The 21187-nt window shown below is 30.5% G+C and carries 17 protein-coding genes and 1 pseudogene; 6 read left to right on the top strand and 12 right to left on the bottom strand.

Translation table 11 applies throughout. The features are described 5' to 3' along the window. Together BLQ19_RS20200 and BLQ19_RS21835 are read left to right on the top strand one after the other, a co-directional pair. Nucleotides 1-270, top strand: a 270-nt coding sequence (locus BLQ19_RS20200; RefSeq protein ID WP_139150301.1) for an integrase core domain-containing protein, incomplete at its 5' end; no start/stop codon positions are given. 85 nt (nt 271-355) lie between these two features. Next, nucleotides 356-616 carry a serine hydrolase gene (locus BLQ19_RS21835; RefSeq protein WP_083332317.1) on the top strand — a complete coding sequence of 87 codons (261 nt, stop codon included), beginning with the start codon at nt 356-358 and terminating at the stop codon, nt 614-616. 11 nt (nt 617-627) lie between these two features. Here BLQ19_RS21835 and BLQ19_RS20190 read toward each other — a convergent pair whose 3' ends face one another. The 6 genes and pseudogenes from BLQ19_RS20190 to BLQ19_RS20160 form a co-directional block, all read right to left on the bottom strand. After that, a complete protein-coding gene (locus tag BLQ19_RS20190; RefSeq protein WP_074539561.1) occupies nt 628-966 on the bottom strand; it encodes an Arm DNA-binding domain-containing protein in 339 nt (112 codons plus the stop codon). Between the two features lie 474 nt (nt 967-1440). Then, nucleotides 1441-2239: pseudogene (locus tag BLQ19_RS21120) on the bottom strand (IS1595 family transposase); the annotation flags it as partial. 133 nt (nt 2240-2372) lie between these two features. After that, a complete protein-coding gene (locus BLQ19_RS20180; protein WP_074539560.1) occupies nt 2373-2870 on the bottom strand; it encodes a hypothetical protein in 498 nt (165 codons plus the stop codon). 229 nt (nt 2871-3099) lie between these two features. After that, nucleotides 3100-3753 (bottom strand): hypothetical protein, encoded by a 654-nt coding sequence (locus tag BLQ19_RS20175; protein ID WP_074539559.1) that lies wholly within the window; start codon nt 3751-3753, stop codon nt 3100-3102. A gap of 363 nt (nt 3754-4116) precedes the next feature. Further along, nucleotides 4117-4824, bottom strand: coding sequence for a hypothetical protein (locus BLQ19_RS20165; protein WP_074539557.1), 708 nt, complete (start codon nt 4822-4824; stop codon nt 4117-4119). Nucleotides 4825-5455: 631 nt separating this feature from the next. Next, nucleotides 5456-7480 carry an ankyrin repeat domain-containing protein gene (locus tag BLQ19_RS20160; protein WP_074539556.1) on the bottom strand — a complete coding sequence of 675 codons (2025 nt, stop codon included), beginning with the start codon at nt 7478-7480 and terminating at the stop codon, nt 5456-5458. Between the two features lie 404 nt (nt 7481-7884). Here BLQ19_RS20160 and BLQ19_RS20155 point away from each other — a divergent pair, with 404 nt between their 5' ends. From BLQ19_RS20155 to BLQ19_RS20145, 3 genes are all read left to right on the top strand, one after another. Further along, a complete protein-coding gene (locus BLQ19_RS20155; protein WP_175444454.1) occupies nt 7885-9159 on the top strand; it encodes a BspA family leucine-rich repeat surface protein in 1275 nt (424 codons plus the stop codon). A 60-nt stretch (nt 9160-9219) separates the two neighbouring features. Continuing rightward, entirely contained in the window at nt 9220-10356 is a 1137-nt protein-coding gene (locus BLQ19_RS20150; protein WP_074539554.1) for a BspA family leucine-rich repeat surface protein, read from the top strand. A 73-nt stretch (nt 10357-10429) separates the two neighbouring features. Then, nucleotides 10430-11521, top strand: coding sequence for an NHL repeat-containing protein (locus tag BLQ19_RS20145; RefSeq protein WP_083332319.1), 1092 nt, complete (start codon nt 10430-10432; stop codon nt 11519-11521). 29 nt (nt 11522-11550) lie between these two features. Here BLQ19_RS20145 and BLQ19_RS20140 read toward each other — a convergent pair whose 3' ends face one another. From BLQ19_RS20140 to BLQ19_RS20120, 5 genes are all read right to left on the bottom strand, one after another. After that, complete coding sequence (locus tag BLQ19_RS20140; RefSeq protein ID WP_074539552.1) at nt 11551-12858, bottom strand: metal-dependent hydrolase family protein; 1308 nt, start codon at nt 12856-12858, stop codon at nt 11551-11553. A gap of 132 nt (nt 12859-12990) precedes the next feature. Further along, entirely contained in the window at nt 12991-13485 is a 495-nt protein-coding gene (locus BLQ19_RS20135; protein ID WP_074539551.1) for a GNAT family N-acetyltransferase, read from the bottom strand. 53 nt (nt 13486-13538) lie between these two features. Next, the gene (locus BLQ19_RS20130) at nt 13539-14801 is read right to left on the bottom strand and encodes a DKNYY domain-containing protein (protein ID WP_074539550.1); all 1263 of its coding nucleotides are present in this window, start codon (nt 14799-14801) and stop codon (nt 13539-13541) included. Nucleotides 14802-14914: 113 nt separating this feature from the next. Continuing rightward, nucleotides 14915-15535 carry a DUF4240 domain-containing protein gene (locus BLQ19_RS20125; RefSeq protein WP_074539549.1) on the bottom strand — a complete coding sequence of 207 codons (621 nt, stop codon included), beginning with the start codon at nt 15533-15535 and terminating at the stop codon, nt 14915-14917. Nucleotides 15536-15883: 348 nt separating this feature from the next. After that, the gene (locus BLQ19_RS20120; RefSeq protein ID WP_083332315.1) at nt 15884-17533 is read right to left on the bottom strand and encodes an AraC family transcriptional regulator; all 1650 of its coding nucleotides are present in this window, start codon (nt 17531-17533) and stop codon (nt 15884-15886) included. A 701-nt stretch (nt 17534-18234) separates the two neighbouring features. Here BLQ19_RS20120 and BLQ19_RS20115 point away from each other — a divergent pair. Further along, on the top strand, nt 18235-18675 hold the full coding sequence (locus BLQ19_RS20115) for a UPF0158 family protein (protein ID WP_074539547.1): 441 nt from the start codon (nt 18235-18237) through the stop codon (nt 18673-18675). Nucleotides 18676-19619: 944 nt separating this feature from the next. Here the strand turns inward: BLQ19_RS20115 and BLQ19_RS20110 are convergent. Further along, entirely contained in the window at nt 19620-20825 is a 1206-nt protein-coding gene (locus BLQ19_RS20110; RefSeq protein ID WP_074539505.1) for a site-specific integrase, read from the bottom strand. Between the last annotated feature and the right edge of the window lie 362 nt (nt 20826-21187).

Below are 21187 nucleotides of genomic sequence, written 5' to 3'. Positions count from 1 at the left end.
CAACCGGGAAAGCCAATGCAAAATGGATATATAGAACGATTTAACCGTTTCTTTAGGGAGGATATATTAGATGCCTATTATTTCAATGACATTTATCAACTTCAAAAAATAAGCGACAACTGGAGAGAAGACTATAATTTTAATCACCCGCATAAATCTTTAGGTAATATATCACCTAAAGAATTCATGCCCAGATTTGATGAAGAATTTAAATTCTTCATCAAATCTGACCCAAATAATAATTATTTATCGAAATTAGAGGTGTCCTAAGAAGGGGAAGTCTACAGGAGTACTCTTATCTTGTCATGTAAGTGGGCAAGATAAACAGAAAAATTATGCTCAATTAACTTCAAAAATTAATTCGATTATTAATCAAAATAACTTTAATGGAGTCATTGTAGTTTCTACTGATTCAATTAATATTTATTCTAGAGCAATTGGCTATTCAGATTTAGAAAATAAAAGGCAAATTAAATTTGATGACCAATTCGTTATAGGTTCTATAAGCAAACAAATTACAGCAGTTTTAATATTGCGTGAATATGAAAAAGGTAATTTAGATTTAGAAGATAGTATCAATAAATATCTCGAAGATATTAAAACTTGGTTTTATTAAGTAACCATACATCATTTACTAACATATACACACGGGATTTTAGATTTGGAAAAACCACTAGAATTTGAAGTGGGCTCACAATTCAAATTACCGGCCATCAAATCTCGATAAGAATTAAAAAGATGGTTATAGGTTTCGTCCAAATAGCTGTTAAGTATTCTCGATTTTTGGCTAGTCCCTTTAGCTCGGTTTTTATGTACGTCCCAATCCGAGATCAAAACTTTTCGTTTTAAACTGATGACCGCCCGTTTGCCGTTTACCGTGATTCTAGCATAAAGTGATGCCTGATTGTCCTTGACTCTGGAAAAATCTGCCCAGAACAAAATACTAAAGGTTGCTGTTGTTTTCATTATTTCGTCTTTTTGTTACTAATTATGTATTACCAGACGAAAGTCAAATCACTTTAAAGATACATTTATTCTGTCTAAGATTACCCCAGTTTTAACAATTCGGTCAACACTTTTAAAAAACTTATGTTGTTATCCGATTTGTTGCCTTTTTTAATAGGATCATATGTTTTAATTTAATACCATAAAAAATACAAAAGCCTGTTAATCATACGATTAACAGGCTTTTGATATAGATTGACACTCTATTTTGTCGGGGTGGCAGAATGTTCTTAAACCACCCTATACTATTATAAATCAAAAAGTTGAAAATTAAAAACTAATTTTGGTAACCGAATAGGTAACCTATTTGATAATGCCTTTTGTTTAATTTTGATACTAAGATAATAATTTTAAGCTTGGTGCTGTATTATAAATCCGCATTGTAATTCTTTTCTATTAATATCGAAAGCTAAGGTAATTTATTTACATATCCTTTTAATGTCCACTAGCGGTAATAGTAGCTATTACTAATCTATCAAAGATTCTTTCTCCAAAATATCTGCGATTGAGTTTATATAAATTCATTCCAGTATAATTGCAGACATTTCTTCTTTATTTTATGATTAGTTCCAGCAAAGTTTCTTTTGGCATTACTTATGGCAATATGCACCCATTTGAGACTTTCCTCAGTGGTTTGTCCATTTGATATTTCACTCATATGAATTTCCACATAGTCGGCAATATTAACATTAGAAGTGCTTTAGTAGTAAAAACAATGGTTTACTCATCGTCTATAGCGTGTTGAAAAGCATCATCGGTACCGTGCGATTTGTTGTCGGGCAATACCTTGGCCTTAAAATATCTGCACTGCCTTTCTGTATTCACTGTAGAGACATCTTCAAGTATAGTGCTTTCCGCCATTATCACAACATTAGATTTGGTTTTGCTGCCTCGACCCTGTTTTTGGGTTTTATGAGCTTGCTCAAAAGCTTCTATGGTAAAATAGCCATCATCCATTTCTATCATACCCTCTAAAGTATATATATCATCTCGTTGTCCAATGACCTTTCACAATTTGTGCACCATTGCCTATAAAGGCTCGTAACGATTTAAGCCCAATTGACGATGTATCCTTTGGAAAAAAACCTTTTTTGGTTGTACTTATAATAAACATGGTTTTATACTAAGTCATAATGGAAAGTTTTGAACTCTAAATGAAAGTGCCGCTACGCAAAGATTGTCTTAAGCTACAGGATTTGTACTCATAGCTCCATTTATTTTGAAGCCAATAGTGAGCTATCTCTTGATAAAAATTAAAAATTACACACTTTTTAGGATAGTGTCGCTAAATAATGTCATTGGTAATATTAAAAAAATTATTTGATTTTACGTTTTTTGTCATACCCTATAAGTCTAAAGTAATTTCTTCATCGCCTCTTTTTTCTAACTTTCTTTTTTTCATTAAACCGTTTTACTTTTTTTGGCTTTTTCATGTATATACTATACTCTTCCCTCATGTGCTCAATGATTTTTGATTTTACTAAAGTTTCTAAAACAGAATAACGCCTTTTATAACTATAAAAACACCCTGTCAATAGCGCAAAACTTCCTGTAATACAAACAGAGCCATTTTCTATATAATGAATTTGTGTATAAAGATTTACCGCTAACACGGGAGGTGTATAAAAAAATTGAAATAAACCAATAGCCAAACAAATAATGCCCAGAATTAGTAACGTATTAATATTTTGTTTTATATCCTTAAAAACACCTTTTTCCAATTTATTAATACTCGAATTACTCAAGAAAGGATTTCCTGCTTTAAATTCCTTATCTAGAAATATTAGAAACCCATTACAGAAAAAGTCAAAGGTAACCCCATGACTTCTTTTTTCTAAATCCGATTTTGTGATTTTGTATTTCATTTTGTATTCATAAATACATATTCAGAGTTACATACAAAAATTAGTATTAATCTTATACAACTTAGACAAACTACCTTCTGCTCAATTCTAACAATAAAGCTGTTTGGAGTTCCTCCCAAATGTATATTTCTGGTTTACTTTTAACCACTCAATACTCTTTTCTTAGTTGTGCGATTTCTTCTGGCCACTTAACATCATAAGTAATATCCATTTACCAATACATCAGTTTTTATAACTGTTTATTTTTAATGGACTGTAATGAATCTCTTTTTTTTATGAATTTATTTTCAGGATCAAGAATTTTTATTGCTATTTGATATGCCTCAATGGTTTGAATACATTGATATTCAGTTTTTCTAAGTTTGCTTCTATACGAACTACAAATTGTGGAAAGTTTAAAATTTTTATCTTTTAGTTCTTCATAAAGAATATCATTTAGGTACAAGGGAATGAGATTTTTAAATTCAGTTATGTTTTTTTTCGCTTCTGAAAGTTTTTCTCTATTGTTATATGCACTATTTATACTCGTTAATTCATCTATATTATAAACTTTCAACAAACCGCTCTGCTGTATTGATTTCCACACATCATCCTTAACAAAATTATCGATAGAGAAATAATTTACATTTAAGTCTATCTCTATATTTGAAAGCATCTTTTCGTTTATTTCTGATACCGTTCTAGTTTCATTTGTTAATTTTTCTAGTTTTTTTATAGCGTTTTTAAGTGGATCTTCTAACACATAATCCATACTAGATATGCCAGATTGCAACTCTTGTATTAATGCTAATTTAAATTCTTCTTTTTTCTGAGACTCATTGTAATAATATCTTAAAATTATAAACGCGCAGAATACTACTATGGCTATGATTGTTTTTTTCATAAAAAAGCGATTACATTATATTTTTATGTTGGTTTATCGTTTACTGTCATTCTTAATTGCTTTTAGTCGTTTTACGTCCCAAATACCCAATACAATAATGGATATGCATAATATTATAAAGATTACAATTAGCGTATTTATACCTAAGTACTTATAAAGAATATATAAAATGCCACTGGAGGTATAACCAGCTTCGAACTCTACTAATTTAGGGTAGTTAATCCAACCAATAATCAATAAACATACTATCATAAATAGACAGGTTTTTAAACCCTTATACACACTTGTAGAGCTTTTACCTTCATACATGTTATTTTGTATGTGAATATTTTCTTTGCGTTTTTCTTTCAAACTCATGATGACCTATTCTTCTTTATATTTCCAGATGTAAGCATAGTTTAATCCCATACCTTTTTCTTGATGATATTCTGTAATTTTTTCTTCATTTTGGAATGCCTCTTTTTTTATTTTATAAATTTTACCATCGTAACTAGTTTTTGGAGGTTCTGAATCGTTTAATTGCTCTAATGGAACTTTTTGAGTGCTAAATTGAATTATAATGGTATCGCCATCTATTTTTTTAATAACTGCCCAACTATTTCCTAAGTCATTTGTTTTAGTATAATCTTCTCTAACAGCATGAGAAATAAGTAATTTATTATTTACAGTTGGAGTTTGTAAAATCTTTTGTTTGATTTTACCTTCATTAGAAAGTGAGTATATAAAATATGCAATAACAACAGCCATAATTGCTAAAAAGCATAATAAAAGTTTAAACAAAAAGCTAAGCTTGATATATGATTTTTGAACAGGACTTTCTGTTTTTAATTTCTCGAAGGCTGATTCAATTTCTGGTGTCCATTTTACATTTGGTATATCTGTATTACAATTTAAACAGTATGCAGTTCCTGTTAAAATCTTTGTTACTTTATAAATCCATCCGGTATCTGTATGTTTTTGGTAAACTACAATTTCGACATGGTCCTTAGCTTGACAATTTGGACATTTTATATCTTTTACGATAGTTTTATGAAGGGGTTCAAAAATTGTTTTTACATTAATAATTATCATAGTTGTTAAATTTAGAATGAAAATAAAATTATCTTGGTTGTATTTGATAAATAATCAAACATATTTAAAAAATGACCAAAAAAGGTGTCAATTAATTATTTGACACCTCTATTTTTGCAACTTTTCGATGTAATACTTCAACTTAATTAAAGTAATTGTTATTATCTAGGTTTAAGTTATAAGTGTAGCACGATTATTTAAACGAAGAAAACATTAAATATCAAACAGTTCTACTACCCAAAACAAAAGGAGAAAATCCAAACAAACTTAATTTCTCTTTCTTTTAATTATTAATAAAAACTTCATAAACGCATATTTTACTAAAATGCATCACGTTCAATTTGTTATTCTAATACTCATTATTTTAGCAGAATTATGAACGTTTAAGCGTATTTAAGGTTTTACATAAATAAACTTCTCCCTCTCATTACAAATATTCATATTCTATTTTAGCCATACAATTATTGAAATTTAATTTGAATATTCTTATTGAACTTAGGCTTTTATCCACTATTTTTTTTAAGCTTGAAACGTAAGACAGAATTTAAGATCTAAAAAATTACCGCATATTTAGGTTTAATCTTGTGTTAAGCATAACTATAATTAAAAAATAACAATCTAAAAGTTAAATTTACTTATATGTATAGAAAAACTCATTCCCTCCATCATGTTCCGATTGTATAATTTCTACGGTATCTTTTTTATTTAGGGCTTTAAACGAATCGAGTTTAACCACTTCCTTTATAACACTTTCAAATATTTTTTGGGTTGGAATGTAGTAGACATCATCATAGTGATCTAAATCATATCCATTATCGCCATAAACGTAGTATGGTCGGGTAAGTGTATCTTCATTATGATCAAAATCCCATTCCACATTAAGCCTTCCCAATGGTTTTTTCGTTGATGCTGCAATCCTCTTAAAAATATCATCATATACAGGAATCCATATTTTCAGAAAATCTACATCATAGGCTTTATAGCCATCCTGTTTTAAATATCCAATCTCAGAATAGACCATTCGTAGCATGTGGCCTAAATCGTTAAAGCTTCGTGTTTCACCCGAACACACTTCACCATTTTCTGTAATGAAATCATACTCATTATCGCATCGAGAATAGAACGTTACTGTTTCATCATCTTTTTTAAAGGTGAGATATAACACTTCATTATCAGCAAAATCCATGAGGGTTTTAAATATGGTTGTATCCCTAATCGAATCAAAACAGCTATCAATAAAATCTACAGATTCATAGTCCTTACTAATAGCAAGAGCAGATAGATCAATGGCACTATCAATATCATTATTAATGGCAGCTAAACATGCCACATTAAAAAACATCAATCCGCCTTTAGATTCTCCTGTGTTTTTAGCCTTGTCAACAAAATCAATAACATCTTCAAACCCCTCTTTGTGTTTGCCTAATTGATCATAAGCCACTACAACATGTGCAATAGTATTTGCTGCTGGATCGGTGGTTGGATCAAACTCATTTCTATATTGGTCCCATATATCGAACGCATTTTGGAATTTTCCACGCACTACATAGATGAATACCATGTTATCAAGTAGAAAATTATTAATACCAAATTTTTCAATAGCAAATAAACCATATTTAGTGGCGGTTTCAATATCACCCATTTTACGATAGGCAACTGATGCCCTATGTAAGGTTTCCCAATCGGCTTCTTCAAGAGGCAATTCTTCAAACCAATTAACAATCTCATTGTAATTCATTTTCAGCATAAAAAAACCGATCATGGATTTAACAACTGATGGCGTTTTATTGGCTTCAACATCACCCATAAAGAGATCCATAATGTCTTGATTATTTGTTCTAATAGCCAAATCAAGAGTTGTTACATCATCTTTAAAAAGCTGATCGGTTTTTGCTCCAATGTATAGAAGATATTCCACAATACGTGGTGCTTTTCCATATATGGCATAGTGAAGTGCGGTCCAACCATGCCTTGATGATGCTTCATCATTTGTCGCGATATGGATATCCGCACCTAGTTCTATATATTTTTTAAGGGCTTCAACATAGGCTTCATTGTTTGACGCTTCAAGACAAAATATCATTAATGGTGTTTCTCCATTATTGTTAACGGCATAAATATCTAAACCTTTTTCTACTAAGTACGCTACTGTTTTTGGAGATTTTTCAATATAGTGCAACGCGGTGTTGCCCTTTTTATTTATGAAAGAATAATTAAACCCCTTTTCTATAATTTTTTTAATGAATACTAGGGTGTAGTCATCTGCTTGCTCAAATGATAATGATTTTAAAGATATATCGAAGGCAATAAGTAAACTACTTCCTATTTCTGATGTCGTATTAAAATCAATTCCCTTTATGTCAAGAGCTCTTTTAAGCATTGCCACATCTCCCTCAAAATCCTCAATAAAGTCAAAAAACTTTGGTAAACCAAATACTCCACTGCTAGTATTAACATCAAAACCAAGTGATGCGAACTTTTCCATGGGTTCAACTTTAAATTCTGTATATTCTAAAGTACTATAAACTGTCTTATGGTTTATGTCTAAACCTGCTTTAATGAGTTGTTCTAGTTGAGTAAAATTATTGTAGTGATAGGCATTCTTAACCGCCGTACTGATTTCTTTTTTACTAAATTCTGCTTTATTATTATTCATCTAAACCTCATTTTAAAATAAAAAAAAATTTATATAAAAGTTCAGGAAAATGTGAAAGGCAGCTATCCTTATCAGGAAAATTTTTCTGAAAATCGAAAAGAGAGAGCCTTTTGAATCTTTGCTCCATAATTTTGCTATTTGTTACCACTAACTTAATGATTTTATCATTATTTAGTAAATGTCTCAGTCAATATTCCTATTTATTGAGTTTTAATGGTAAGTTAACAGGTGTCAAATTATAACATGGACCTATTTAGAAATTCCTTAAATATATATTTATCTTTCATATTAACAACCCCATGTCTTATGAAACACCTACATTTTTTTATTTTCCATCGGGTAAACTGGCATCTAAAAAAATTTAGTGTCTTTGTTAAAATGAGTTAACCTTAATAATGAAAAAAATGAAAATCTGGAAGATAACGACACTTCTTTTGTCAATAGTATTTGTTTGTTCGTGTAGTAAAGATACTATAGAGAGTGATGGAATAGATATAAATAAAGACGCATTTGTAACTACTTGGCGAACAACCCAACCTAATGAAAGTATTACAATCGATATTAATACTGATTATGCTTCAGATTACAGTTATTCTGTAGATTGGGGAGATGGCACCACCACAAATATGGTTTATACCGAAGCAGCAATACATCAATATGCCGAGGCAGGCAGACATACTGTGCAAATAACCGGAAACTTCCCTGCTATATTTAATGGAAATGATAGCACAAACTCACAAAAAATTCAATCTATAGACAATTGGGGAGCAATAAAATGGCAATCTATGTATCAAGCATTTTATGATAGCTCAAATCTTGTAATGATAGCTAAAGACTCACCCGATTTATCAATTGTGAGCGATATGTCTTATATGTTTTATAAAGCAGAATTAGTAAACCAAGACCTCTCAGGTTGGGACGTAAGCAGTATAACAAATATGTCGAGAATGTTTTATGAAGCTAAGGCTTTTAATGGCAATATTTCAAATTGGAATGTTAGCAATGTAACAGATATGTCGAATATGTTTAATTCTGCTTCTTCTTTTAATCAAGATATTTCAAATTGGGATACGGGAAAGGTTACAACTATGTTATATACATTTTACAAAGCTTCTTCTTTTAATCAAGATATTTCAAATTGGGATACGGGAAAGGTTACAACTATGTTATATACGTTTGGAGCTTCTTCTTTTAATCAAGATATTTCAAATTGGGATGTTAGCAATGTAACAAACATGTTAGGTATGTTTAATTCTGCTTCTTCTTTTAATCAAGACATTTCAAATTGGGATGTTAGCAATGTAACAAACATGTATGAAATGTTTCGTAAAGCCACCTCTTTTAATCAAGATATTTCAAAGTGGGATACGGGAAACGTTACAACAATGCAGGATATGTTTAATTATGCTACTTCTTTTAATCAAGATTTATCGAATTGGGATGTGCAAAATGTTACAACAATGAATAGTATGTTTAGAAATGCAACCTCTTTTAATAGTGATATTTCAAATTGGAATGTAAGTAATGTAACAGATTTAAGTTATATGTTTCATTCTGCAGAGTCCTTTAATCAAGATCTTTCTGGCTGGAATACCTTAAATACTACTAAATGTTATAGTTTCAATTATGGGTCGGCATTGGAAACGGACAACCTTCCTACTCTAGGGTGCTTTAATTAAATAAAATGATTGATAACAAAAAGCCTAAAACTATTTGTTAAAACTGTAAAATAATTTAAAATGAAAAAAATGAAAATCTGGAAGATAACGACACTTCTTTTGTCACTAATATTGGTTTGTTCGTGTAGTGATGATACTACAGAAAATGATGAGATACAAATAAATAATGACGCATTTGTAACTACTTGGAGAACAACCCAAGCTAATGAAAGTATTACAATCGATATTAATACTAACTATGCTTCAGAATACAGCTATTCTGTAAATTGGGGAGATGGCACCGCAACAAATACTGTTTATACCACAGCGGCTGCGCATGAATACAAAAATGCGGGCATACATACTGTGCAAATAACAGGAAACTTTCCTGCAATATACAATGCAAATGATACTGATAACGCAAAAAAAATGCAATCTATTGAAAACTGGGGCACAATAGAATGGCAATCTATGAATAGTGCATTTTATTTTTGCGTAAACGTAGCACTTAGTGCTAAAGATGCACCTAATTTATCGAAAGTAACAGACCTGTCTAGTATGTTTTACGCAGCATATTTAGTAAACAACGATATTTCAAATTGGGACGTTAGCAATGTAACAAATATGTCTGAAATGTTTGCGGCTGCTACATCTTTTAATCAAAATCTTTCTGATTGGGATGTAAGCAGTGTAACAAATATATCTACAATGTTTTCTTACGCACTCTCTTTTAATGGTGATATTTCAACCTGGGATGTGAGTAACGTTACAATTATGTATGAAGTATTTTCTAGAGCTATTGCTTTTAATGGTGATATTTCTGGTTGGGATGTGAGTAATGCTACAAATATGGCTAGTTTGTTTGATCGAGCCACGGCATTTAATGGAGATATTTCTGGATGGGATGTGAGTAGTGTAACTAATATGAATAGAATGTTTAACTCTGCATCTTCCTTTAATCAAGATTTGTCCGCATGGAATGTAAGTAGTGCAACTGCTATGTCCACTATGTTCAATTCTGCATCTTCCTTTAATCAAGATTTGTCAGCATGGAATGTAAGTAGTGTAACTACTATGTTCAATATGTTCAATTCTGCGTCCTCTTTTGATCAAGACCTCTCTGGTTGGAACACCATTAATGTTACAAATTGTTTTGATTTTAATAAAGATTCAGCTTTAGGTACCGATGATCTTCCTACTTTGGGGTGCTTTAATTAAAAAACCATAACTAATAACCTTCGCATTTTATCGCAATGATTTTAATTATATAATAAATTTAAAAATGAAAAAAATGAAAATTTGGAAGTTATGCATACTTCTATTGTCTATAATATTTATTTGTGGTTGTAGTAAAGATTCCTCTTCAGGTAATGAGGAAGATGGAACGACTACTTTCACACAAGAAGTTACAACCCTAGCAGGTTCTGGAGCTGTTGGGAGAACAGATGGTACAAGCGCTACAGCAAGTTTCTATAATTCACTTGGAGTTGCGGTTGATGCTGCTGGAAATGTGTATGTTGCTGATACTGGAAATGACATAATACGAAAAATTACTGCCGCAGGTATCGTTACAACCTTAGCTGGTTCTGAGACTGAGGGTAGTGAAGATGGCACTGGAACTGCAGCAAGTTTTAATTCACCAAATGGAATTGCGGTTGATGCTACTGGAAATGTATATGTTGCAGATACGGGAAATCATAAAATACGAAAAATTACAACATCAGGTGCAGTTACCACTTTCGCAGGGTCTGGTACAAGGAGTGGCACAGATGCTAATGGAATTGCAGCAAGTTTTAATCGTCCAGTAGGACTTGCAGTTGATGTGACTGGAAATATATATGTAGCAGACTCCTTTAATCAAAAAATAAGGAAAATTACACCAGCTGGCGCAGTTACCACCTTAGCAGGCTCTGGATCCACTGGTAGTACAGACGCAATGGCACTTGAATCTACTTTTTCACATCCAAGGGGTATTGCCGTTGATGCTGATGGAAATGTATATGTTGCTGATACCAATAACTATAAAATACGAAAAATTGCAATAACAGGTGAAGTTACTACTCTAGCAGGCTCGGGAAGTTTTGGTAGAGCAGATGGTACTGCAACTACGGCAACATTTCAGTATCCATCTGATCTAGCCGTTGATGCTGATGGAAATGTATATGTCGCAGATCATTATAATCATTTAATACGCAAAATTACGACTACAGGTATTGTTACCACTTGGGCAGGCGCTACAACTTCAGGTAGTACAGATGCTACTGGAACTGAAGCAAGTTTTTATTACCCACACGGTATTACTATTGATACTGCGGGGAACATATATGTTGCCGATTCGAATAATAATAAAATACGTAAAATAACAAACACACCAATAAAATAGTAGTGTGATAAGGGTAACTCTAAGCTGTACTAATAAAAGCCCCTTTTATCATTATAAATTTTTCCATCTTTCATTATAAAAACAACATTTTCTATGGTAGAAATAAAATCATTAACAATATCCCCTTTTACAGCTATAATATCTGCTATTGCCTGCGGATTTATATAACCAATTTCATTTTCTTTATTTAAATGAAATGCTGAAATGTAGGTACTAGACTGTAGGATATCAAGTGGCTTCATTCCAGCTTCAAAATAATAGTTGAACATATCTATGGATGATTTACCACGAGATATTTTCACGTCGGTATAATTATCAGAACCTGCTACGATTGGGACTCCTTTATTTATCGCTCTATTCAATCTAACTTCCATTTTATTAATATAGTTATCAATCCAGTCTAGTTCGTCATCATTATAACCAGCAAGTTTTGCATACGTATTCATGTAAGATTTACTGTTTTCAGTAGGCACTAAAAAAATTTGTTTTTCTGCCATTTTAGTTAAAGTACTATCTGCTAAATTAAAACCATGTTCTATTCCATCAACTCCCGCTTCTACAGCGTTCCAAGCGGACTGGCTTGTGACACAATGCGCAGTTACTTTTAAATGATATGTATGTGCTGTTTTAACGATAGAGTTTATCTCTTCTACGGTTAAATAGGTTTTATTGGGAATATTATCTGCGCAAATTTTAATTACATCCACATTTTGGTTCACATGCTCACGAACTGCATTTTTAGCATCATCTGGACTTTTTATTATTCGGTATTCTAAATCTATTAAATTTTGATGTTCTGGTAGCACACCATAAACTTGCCCACCATTTGCCGCCAAAATAGGTCCAGAAGCAAAAATACGCGGGCCTTCAATGGTTCCTTCATTAATCGCATCTCTGAGTGCTACATCGAGATAGGAGCCTGAATTGCCAAGGTCTTTAATACTTGTTATGCCATGATCTAAATAACTTTTTGCTCTTTTGGAACCTCGAAGCACTCTTAAAGCATCACTTTCCATTGTTAATGATTGTATACTGTGTTCTGCAAAATCTTCGTTGGCATCTTGAGAAAAAAGCACATGTGTATGTGCATCTATAAGTCCAGGAAGAACCGTATAATCGGTTAAATCTATGACTTCATTATTAATAGGTAAAGATTCAAAATCATCAATAGAAATAATTTTTGTTCCTTGAACTTTAATAAGCTTATTTTTAAGTAGCTTATTTTGTTTACTATCATATAAAAAACCAGCTTTAATATATATATTCTTTTGTTGACCTATTAATATAGCTGGTGAAGAAATAGACGCAATTACTAAAAAAAATAGTGTTTTAAACATGAGTGTTTTTTTATTATATATTTTCATTTTAAAAATCTTATCAAATAAATAAATAGTCTTCTTAAACTAGCTAAATTTTTCATGAAATACCTGAAATTAGCATTGAATTATGAACCAATTAACTTGTGTTTATTAAGCATTTAAACTAAATACAGATAATGTGGCGTGATCCACAACATAAATAGATTGATATTGAAGTCCGAGTTTCAATAGTAATTTTATAGATTTTTGATTGTCTGGCATTGTAATTCCTATAACATTATTATATTTTGTAGATTTAATGATTTCTTGTAAGTATCTTCTACTTGCTTCCAGTGTATATCCATTTTTCTCATAGCTAGGCAATATTGCAAATCCAATGTCTGGAAATTTTTGTTCCGTACGTTTTAAAAAGGTAACTATTCCTACAGGTTGATTAGTTGTTTTTAATTCGAAAACGTTGTAATAAATATTTGGACTATCAAGTATTTTTTGAATATAATTTTTAGCCTCCTTTTCGTTGGAAATATTCCTATTGCCAATATACTTCAACCATCCTTTCGAATTTACTAATTCAATAATAAATTTTGAGTCTGTTAAATTTATTGGTCTGATTATTAATCTTTCAGTTTCTATATATTTGTACATTCCGAACTTATTTAATTATCAAATTTTAGTGACTTTGTAATTATTTTTCAACTTTAATATTTAGTATTAGGTGCTATAGGTAATAGGACTTCTGGTTTCCAATCTTTATTGTATTTATAGTGACCATTTTTATCTTCTAAAAGAAATGTGCCTACAAACGGATTGGTAGATGATTCATATTCTAATATTTTAAAAGTTTTAGCATCCAAGGGTATTTCATTCTCGTAATGAAAAATAGTATAATTATCAAAAATGAACCCGTTTTTATTTAATTCAAAATTATTGACGTTAATAGGAATGACTCTATCTAAATAAAATACTTGATTTTTATCTTTTCCATAACAAAAATCTAAATGTATAAATGTTCTACTATCAGCATGCTCTAATTTTATCAGTTCATTATTATTATAAATAAAAACAGCATTTTTGTCTTTCCAATAAATAGTATCCCATTTGTCTTTAATATACTTAAAGTTAAGACCATCAATTCCTTCTGCTATGCACCATTCCCAGACAGCTAGAGGATTGTTTTTTGAATAATTCCCTTCTTTAATAGTCTTTGGAGGTGAATTAGATGCTAATTTTTTATTAAAAACAAAATTTTTATCGGCTTTAATTCCAGCTACATTTCTAAATGAAGCTGGATCTGCTTGCGGTAATTCTATAATTTGATTGGTGTACCTATTTAGATCATATACTTTGTTATTATAAGTATAAAAATTATCAAAAAGATGATAGGGTGCCTCCTCTGTTGCTTGAGCGATTTTGCTTGGTCTTTCTGTTTCCGCTATGTGTAGCAAGTATTTTTTATAATAAGTTTTAAAACCTTTATAAAAATAATTTCTTTTATTGATTGCTTTCTTTGGTTCTGGAAAGGAATTATTTTCTGAAAAAGACCACAATTTATTAATTAAACGATTTACAATGTCTGCTGGTAAATCGTGAGTTATTTTTTCTGTTTTTTTATTTGTTATTTTATAAGATTCAAGCACTTCTGGGAAAATAGTAGCAACAATAGCATAATCTGTTGTATCAGATTTTTTTATCGAACTAATAAGTGGTAAAGCATCTATAAGCGGTTCTACTAGTGTTTTTTCGTAATGATTTAATAGATAGGCAATAAAACATTTCTTTGATTTTAAATTATAATTCAATATAAATACATTGCCAGGGTTTGCATTACAGTTGTATAATAATTCGCTAAAATAATAACCCAACTTATTATTATAAGCTTTATCAAAGGCATGATTCAACATTTTTTTTAAACCTTTTTCATCTATTTCAATTTCTATAAAAACACCCGTTGGTTCTGCCATTCTTGTATATAGTTTTTAATATGTGTAATCTAAGTACAATGGTAACACCTGAAGTTCTAACGGCTAAAAAGTTTAGTTTTTCAGTTATTTCTTTGCCTAGTGCTAGTCCTTTTTTAATTCCACAATTTCTCAAATAATTTCGAGCAAATCCTTTGCATAGTTTCTGGTTTTTCTTCTTTCCAATTGAACTCAAAATTTGGATAATTCCCTTCATTCCATGTAAAATCGTCAGATATATAATCATATAATTCTTTTCCTGTTTTATTTTTAAACGCTGTTAATGCCACGTACCAAAAACTTTCAAAGTCATAATATGCTTCTCCTTCTACAAATTCTAAAACCAAACTATCTGGATTTTGTTTGGCTTTATAATAGGTGTCTTTTCCTCTCGATATTATCCAATTTCTAAAATATTCAAATCCATCGTCTGAGCAACCCCTATTCATTATATATCCCGCACACCACATTTCAGAACTGTAAGTATCATAAAGAAGTTTGTCTGTTCTTAATCGAAAACCAATCATTTGTTGGGGTGTCAATTTTTCAATTTCTTTTATTAAAAACTGCTCTTGTTCCTCTTGATTTTTAGTATACTTTACAGAAGCGTCCACTATATTCCAAAAGAGTACTTCGTCTATCATTTCACTAGTTTTCTCAATGTATAGATTGTCTGTTTTTGATGTTACTTTTTTGGCAGATTCTTTCTTTCCAAAAAGTCTGTTAAATATTGCCATAGGTTTATTATTTATTGTGTATATAGTGCAACTTAGTAGTATGAATGATAGTAGAGTAACTTTCATTGTTAAAAATGGAGGGTAAGTTAAGTATCCCTAAGAAAACTAATAAAATAAAACTATCTTTTTGAATAAAAAAAACGCATAGGAACGAACAACAAGTAAAGAAAAAACACATTAAAAGGAGTAGGTGTCTCATAACGTTTGGGTAGGTTAATAATTTATGACAAATATATCTTTTAGAAAACTAATACAAGGGGCAATTTATAAGATGGCACCTGTTGCTTTATAAATCCAACATAGTCTATCCTGTTTTAAAACTCAACACATTCCTACCTGTTTTACCTACTATCCCTTAGCAACTTCATTCAGCGCTTGTTGTTGGCGATACTCAGATGGAGTTTGTTCTACCAATTGTTTAAATACCCTATTGAACGAAGTTTTACTAGGGAAACCAGACTCATAACCAATTGCAAGTAATTTATAATGTGCGTACTTATTATCTTTCATTAATAGTTTAGCTCTGTCCACTCTATATAGATTAATAAAATTATTAAAATTCTTCTCTAAACAAATATTTAAAATTTCAGAAAAAAGATGCACACTCATATCTAGTTTTTTAGCTAAGACGGTTTGGTTAATTTCATGATCTAGATAAGGCTTTTCCTTTTCCATATACTCTAATATGTGCTGAATATATTGATCTTGCTCATTTTTTGTTAACGATGACTTTTTGTTATCTGAATTTATATTTTTACTACCAGTAGAGGGCGCTTTTTTTTGTTGCGTAAGTTTATATATTTTTGTTTTCAGGCTTTCATTTTCATCCTTTAGTATAGTCTGGTCTTCTTTCAATTGGAGAGTTTCTAATTGGCTTTTCTTTTTCTTTATTATGTAGATAAATAAAATTACTGATAGCATTATTATAATACCAAAACCCAGAAAAAAAAGTGCCCTTTTCGATTTATTTTCTTTTTTAAGTAGCTCTTCTGTTTCTGCCAAATTTTTTTCAACTTCTAATCGTTTTGCTTTAGATAATGACATTAAATACTTTTCTAATGTATTGGTGTAGCCTTTTTGGTGCATGTTGGCTTTTTCTAACTTGCCTTGTTTTTCAAATGCTTTAGACAATTCTTTGTGGGTGTCCATCTGAATTTTTAAATATTCGTTTGAAATGGCTATTCCTAGAGCCATTTGTAACTGAATAATTGCATCGTCGTACTTTTTTAAGCCAACCAAGGATGCACCTTTAACATACAAACATAAAGCCCTGAGTTCTAACGACAGCTCACTGCTGTAAAGTGCTTCCGCTTTTTCACTGTAAGCAAGTGATTTATCATATTTATATAATTGCAAATAGTTATCACTCATATTTGTAAAAACGGAAATAAGAATATCATTGCGTTTTAGTTTATCACCTATTATTTTTGCTTTTTCAAGATATTTTAATGAAGTTTCATAATTTTTATTTGCAGAGTACGATTCTGACAAGCCTGTATAGCTGGCCATTCTGTAAATGTCAGGTCCGCCAAATTGATTTATGTATTGTAACGATTCATTAAAAGAGTTTTCGGCTTTATCATGATAACCAATCAAATTGTACAAATTTCCAAGATTGATTAAAATAACGGATCGTTTTTTATAACTTTTCGGTAAGTCATTTAATAAATCTAAAGCTTGTAAATAATAACCTAGGGATTTATCATACTCGCCAATTTTTTCATAATAAACACCTAACCTAATAATAGCGTCAATTTCATACTCTTTAAAATGATTTATCTTAGCAATAGTTAAGATAGAATCTGTATATATTTTAAATTTATCGTAAAGTCCTTTATTGTAAAACTCTCCCTGTAGTTGTGTGAGTCTTTCTAGTTCTTGTACATTAGTATCGTTTAGTGAATCTACTTTTTCTTGAGATTGAACAGATACAAAAACAAATAAAAACAAATAAAATTTTAGGCAAGACTTTAACATTGAATAAGGAAGTTTAAACATTAGTCAAATTTAAAAATTTATATTTTTATATATAATAATTTCTAAATGGTTTTGATGCCTCTTTATTTTGCTTGAGTAAATCTTGTGGAATTTACCAAATAAAATTTGACATTAAAAGTTACTACTATACACATAATAGCTAACAAATTTGGCTTCAATAATCTTTTTTCAGGCAATTTGATTTTAACTCGAGTATATTGAAGCCTATAATAGTATGCTATAGAAAATTAGTAAAAAGTTTTTTTTGAGCAAGCCTTTTATCCTTGCATTCTTAAAGTCAAGAAACCAAATCAATAATTTACTTTAACTTTATTTCAACCATTAACTAACTTGTGCAACAAGCACAATGCCTAAACGTAATGCCGGCTATGTGCTTTCTCAAAGTTTTATGTATATTTACTAAGTCGCCAAATCTTGTTGATTTGGCTTTGTGAAATCAAAAGAAACCAAACAAAAAGCTTCGGCTTAGTACCTGTCCGAAACTCTTATCGATTTTCTTCCCGCACTAAGCCTAGCCAAAACCGTTATGCTACATTATGACCCGTCCTGAAATAAGGCTACATAATTCAAATTAAATAAATATTATTCTTTTGTTTGCTTCCAACGAAACATCGATTTCCTTATTTAATTTAATAATAGTATATTTAATTGACCAGTCTCATTCTAGAATTATTGACTATAATCTTAATAATACGAAAAAAATGGTTCTGAAAAAACCTAACATCATTAGAGAGATAGCACAAGAATTGGATTGTGGGTTTGACTGTTATTATAATTTTAAGACAGATGAAATTTTAACAATTCCAAACTCTTTGCAGTTTACGGATGAGGAAAATTTTAAGGAAGCTTTTCAATTAGAATTTCAAAAAATACAAGAAAATGAAGCAGATTATAACAAATTTGAGGTTTTAAAGAGCTTTGAGTCATTTAAAATTATGGAACGATTTGTAGCTCAAATATCCGATAATAATTTTCAATCGGAATTGGATATTATCTTAAAGAAGAAAAAACCTTTCCAGAATTTTAAAAAGGTAATTGATCATTCTGATTTTGGACAAAATTGGTTTGAATTCAAGCAAAATGAATTAGAAAAAATAGTAGAAAGTAAAATGTCTTTTTTTTATGATAGTAACAATCTATAACTAACATTTTGAAATACATTTTATTATTAAGTATTCCTTTTTAAGAAATGAAATATGAATAAATAAATAGGTTGGCAACTACTTAAATCTTAACTTTTAAAACAAAAAAAAGGAAAAGCAAGAGGGTAACACGCTACGCGATGTTACAAGTTTTTAATTACTTATTAATCAGTATATTACGATTATTTATCATCCATAATTTTTCCAGATTTGCGACAAATACACTTAAAACCTCAGTAAAATGGTATTTATTTGCGACAAATCGCAGAGTTACCCCCTCACTTTAGCTAAAAATAATTATCTATTGAATCTTTTTTAATCGGTTAAACTATAGTGTCCTTACCCTATTTCCTTTCATTCTATTTCAGAAAAAAAGGTTCGTCTAAAAGTCTTGAACACAAGCCAAAAAGTAATTAATTTCAACAGTCTTTTTTTTTGGAAAATTCCTTTTTGACTTACGTTCGCTCAATCAACTTTTTAGTGAATTTTGTCCGATTTGCATTTCAACAACTTGTCGCTTAGGCTTCTTTGAGTCCCTTCCCTTTTTGATAGTAAAAGAACAGCATATAAAATTAGCGGGCGCATAAAACGGATGGCACGGCCCTCCTATTTATAGCCCTTTCCTAATTTTAAATCCTTTATAGATAATCTATATCAAAAAGGGAATGCGATTGGCTCTGAAAGAAGTAAATGAAATACAGCTCAAATCTTATTTCATTTGATCTTTTTTTGAGTTCTTTTGAGACTTTAAAAAAGGAAAATGCTCTTGGTTAAAAAAAGTAAAACCCCAAATCTTACCATAACTTATATACGCACGGATCCAGTTGGATTTCTTTAGTGTTCGGATTGATAAACGTTAGAAAGAAATCCAACTGGGCGTAACTACTATTTGCTGTAATCTCTTTTTTCTTTGCAACCATAGTGAATGAAGCAATTCGCTATTTTCAAGATAAAAAGCACTCCTCTAACTTCTGCATATCTTCACTTACCTTTCTTTCAATAACTTTAGCATAAATCTGGGTGGTAGTAATTTTAGAATGACCTAATAATTTGGATACGGTTTCTATAGGAACTCCATTACTCAAAGTGACCGTCGTAGCAAAAGTATGCCTGGCAATATGGAAAGTTAGATTTTTAGCTATTCCACATACATCGGCTATCTCTTTTAAATAGGAATTTAATTTTTGATTGGATATCGTTGGAAAAAGTTTATTCTTAACTACTGCTTCTGGGTGTGCATCATATTTTTTGATGATGTACATCGCTTTTGATAGTATAGGAATTTTCATTGGTGTACTCGTCTTTTCTCTTTTGGCATAAATCCATTGTTTGTTGTCTATGCCAGCGCATAAATTATTAGTTGATAAACTCATTACATCTCCATAGGATAAACCTGTATAGCAACTAAATACAAACAAATCCTTTATCAGTTGCAATCTGTCTATGGTGAACTGTTTATTTTCTATCGCTTGTAATTCCTGTAAAGTGAGATAAGTTCTCTCTTTCTTCTCGTATTTAGCTTCAAATTTTATAAACGGATCTTTGTCTAGCCATTCCATTTTATAAGCTAGATTAATCATCTTTCTTAGACGTTCAATGTGTTTCATAACCGTATTGTTTCCCATGGACTTTTGACCTCTTAGAAAGCGTTCAAAATCGATAATGAATTTATAGTTTAACTCACTTAAGAATATGTCAGTAGTTTTATGTTTTTGCTTGAGAAAAAGAAAAATATATTTATGTGTGGTAAAATAGTTCTTCTGAGTTCCCCAACGCAAGGTAGATTTCATATGCTCGTTATGATAGTTAATAATATCAGTAAGTGCATATTGACTTTCATCAGCTCTTAAAAAATTTGCTTTGAGAAGATCTGAGGTTACAAACCTATTCTCTCTTTTAAGATTTTGGTATGCTTCGAACAGTTGAGAACTAACTTGTTTAAGATAAGTATTAACTTTTTTGGTGTCGTCACTCAATCCTTTTAATCGATTCTTCTTTACATCCCAATCAGATATTACGATTTTTTGCTTTAAAGAGAGCTCTGCTCTTTTTCCGTTTACAGTAATTCGAGCATAAAGAGGTGCTTTTCCGTTTTTGGCACTGGCAAGTTTTAGCCAAAACAGAATACTAAAAGTGTTTAAAGTTTTCATACGTTTTTGTTTTAAAAATTGAACATTAAAACAAAAGTCAAATCATAGTATTCGGTTACCTTTTTTATGCATTTTAGAACTAGGTAACCGAATAGGTCACATTTTTAATCAAATCAAACTAAATTAAATGACTGCCCTAAAACGACAAAAACTTGATAATCATACGATTACCAAGTTTTTATTACTATTTGATTTACTAATAAGTCGGGGTGGCAGGATTTGATAAAAAATCACAAACTCCTGATTAACAATATTTTAAACACTTTTAATTTTGTATGATTCACCTAATTGCACACTAAAGTCATATCAAACCATTTAAAAACAAATAATATTTGTCTTTATCTTTCTAAAGATATATAATT

Source organism: Cellulophaga baltica, from assembly GCF_900102165.1.
GTDB classification, from domain to species: domain Bacteria; phylum Bacteroidota; class Bacteroidia; order Flavobacteriales; family Flavobacteriaceae; genus Cellulophaga; species Cellulophaga baltica.
Note: the sequence above shows the minus strand (reverse complement) of the source record. Positions and strands in the feature narration are given on the sequence as shown.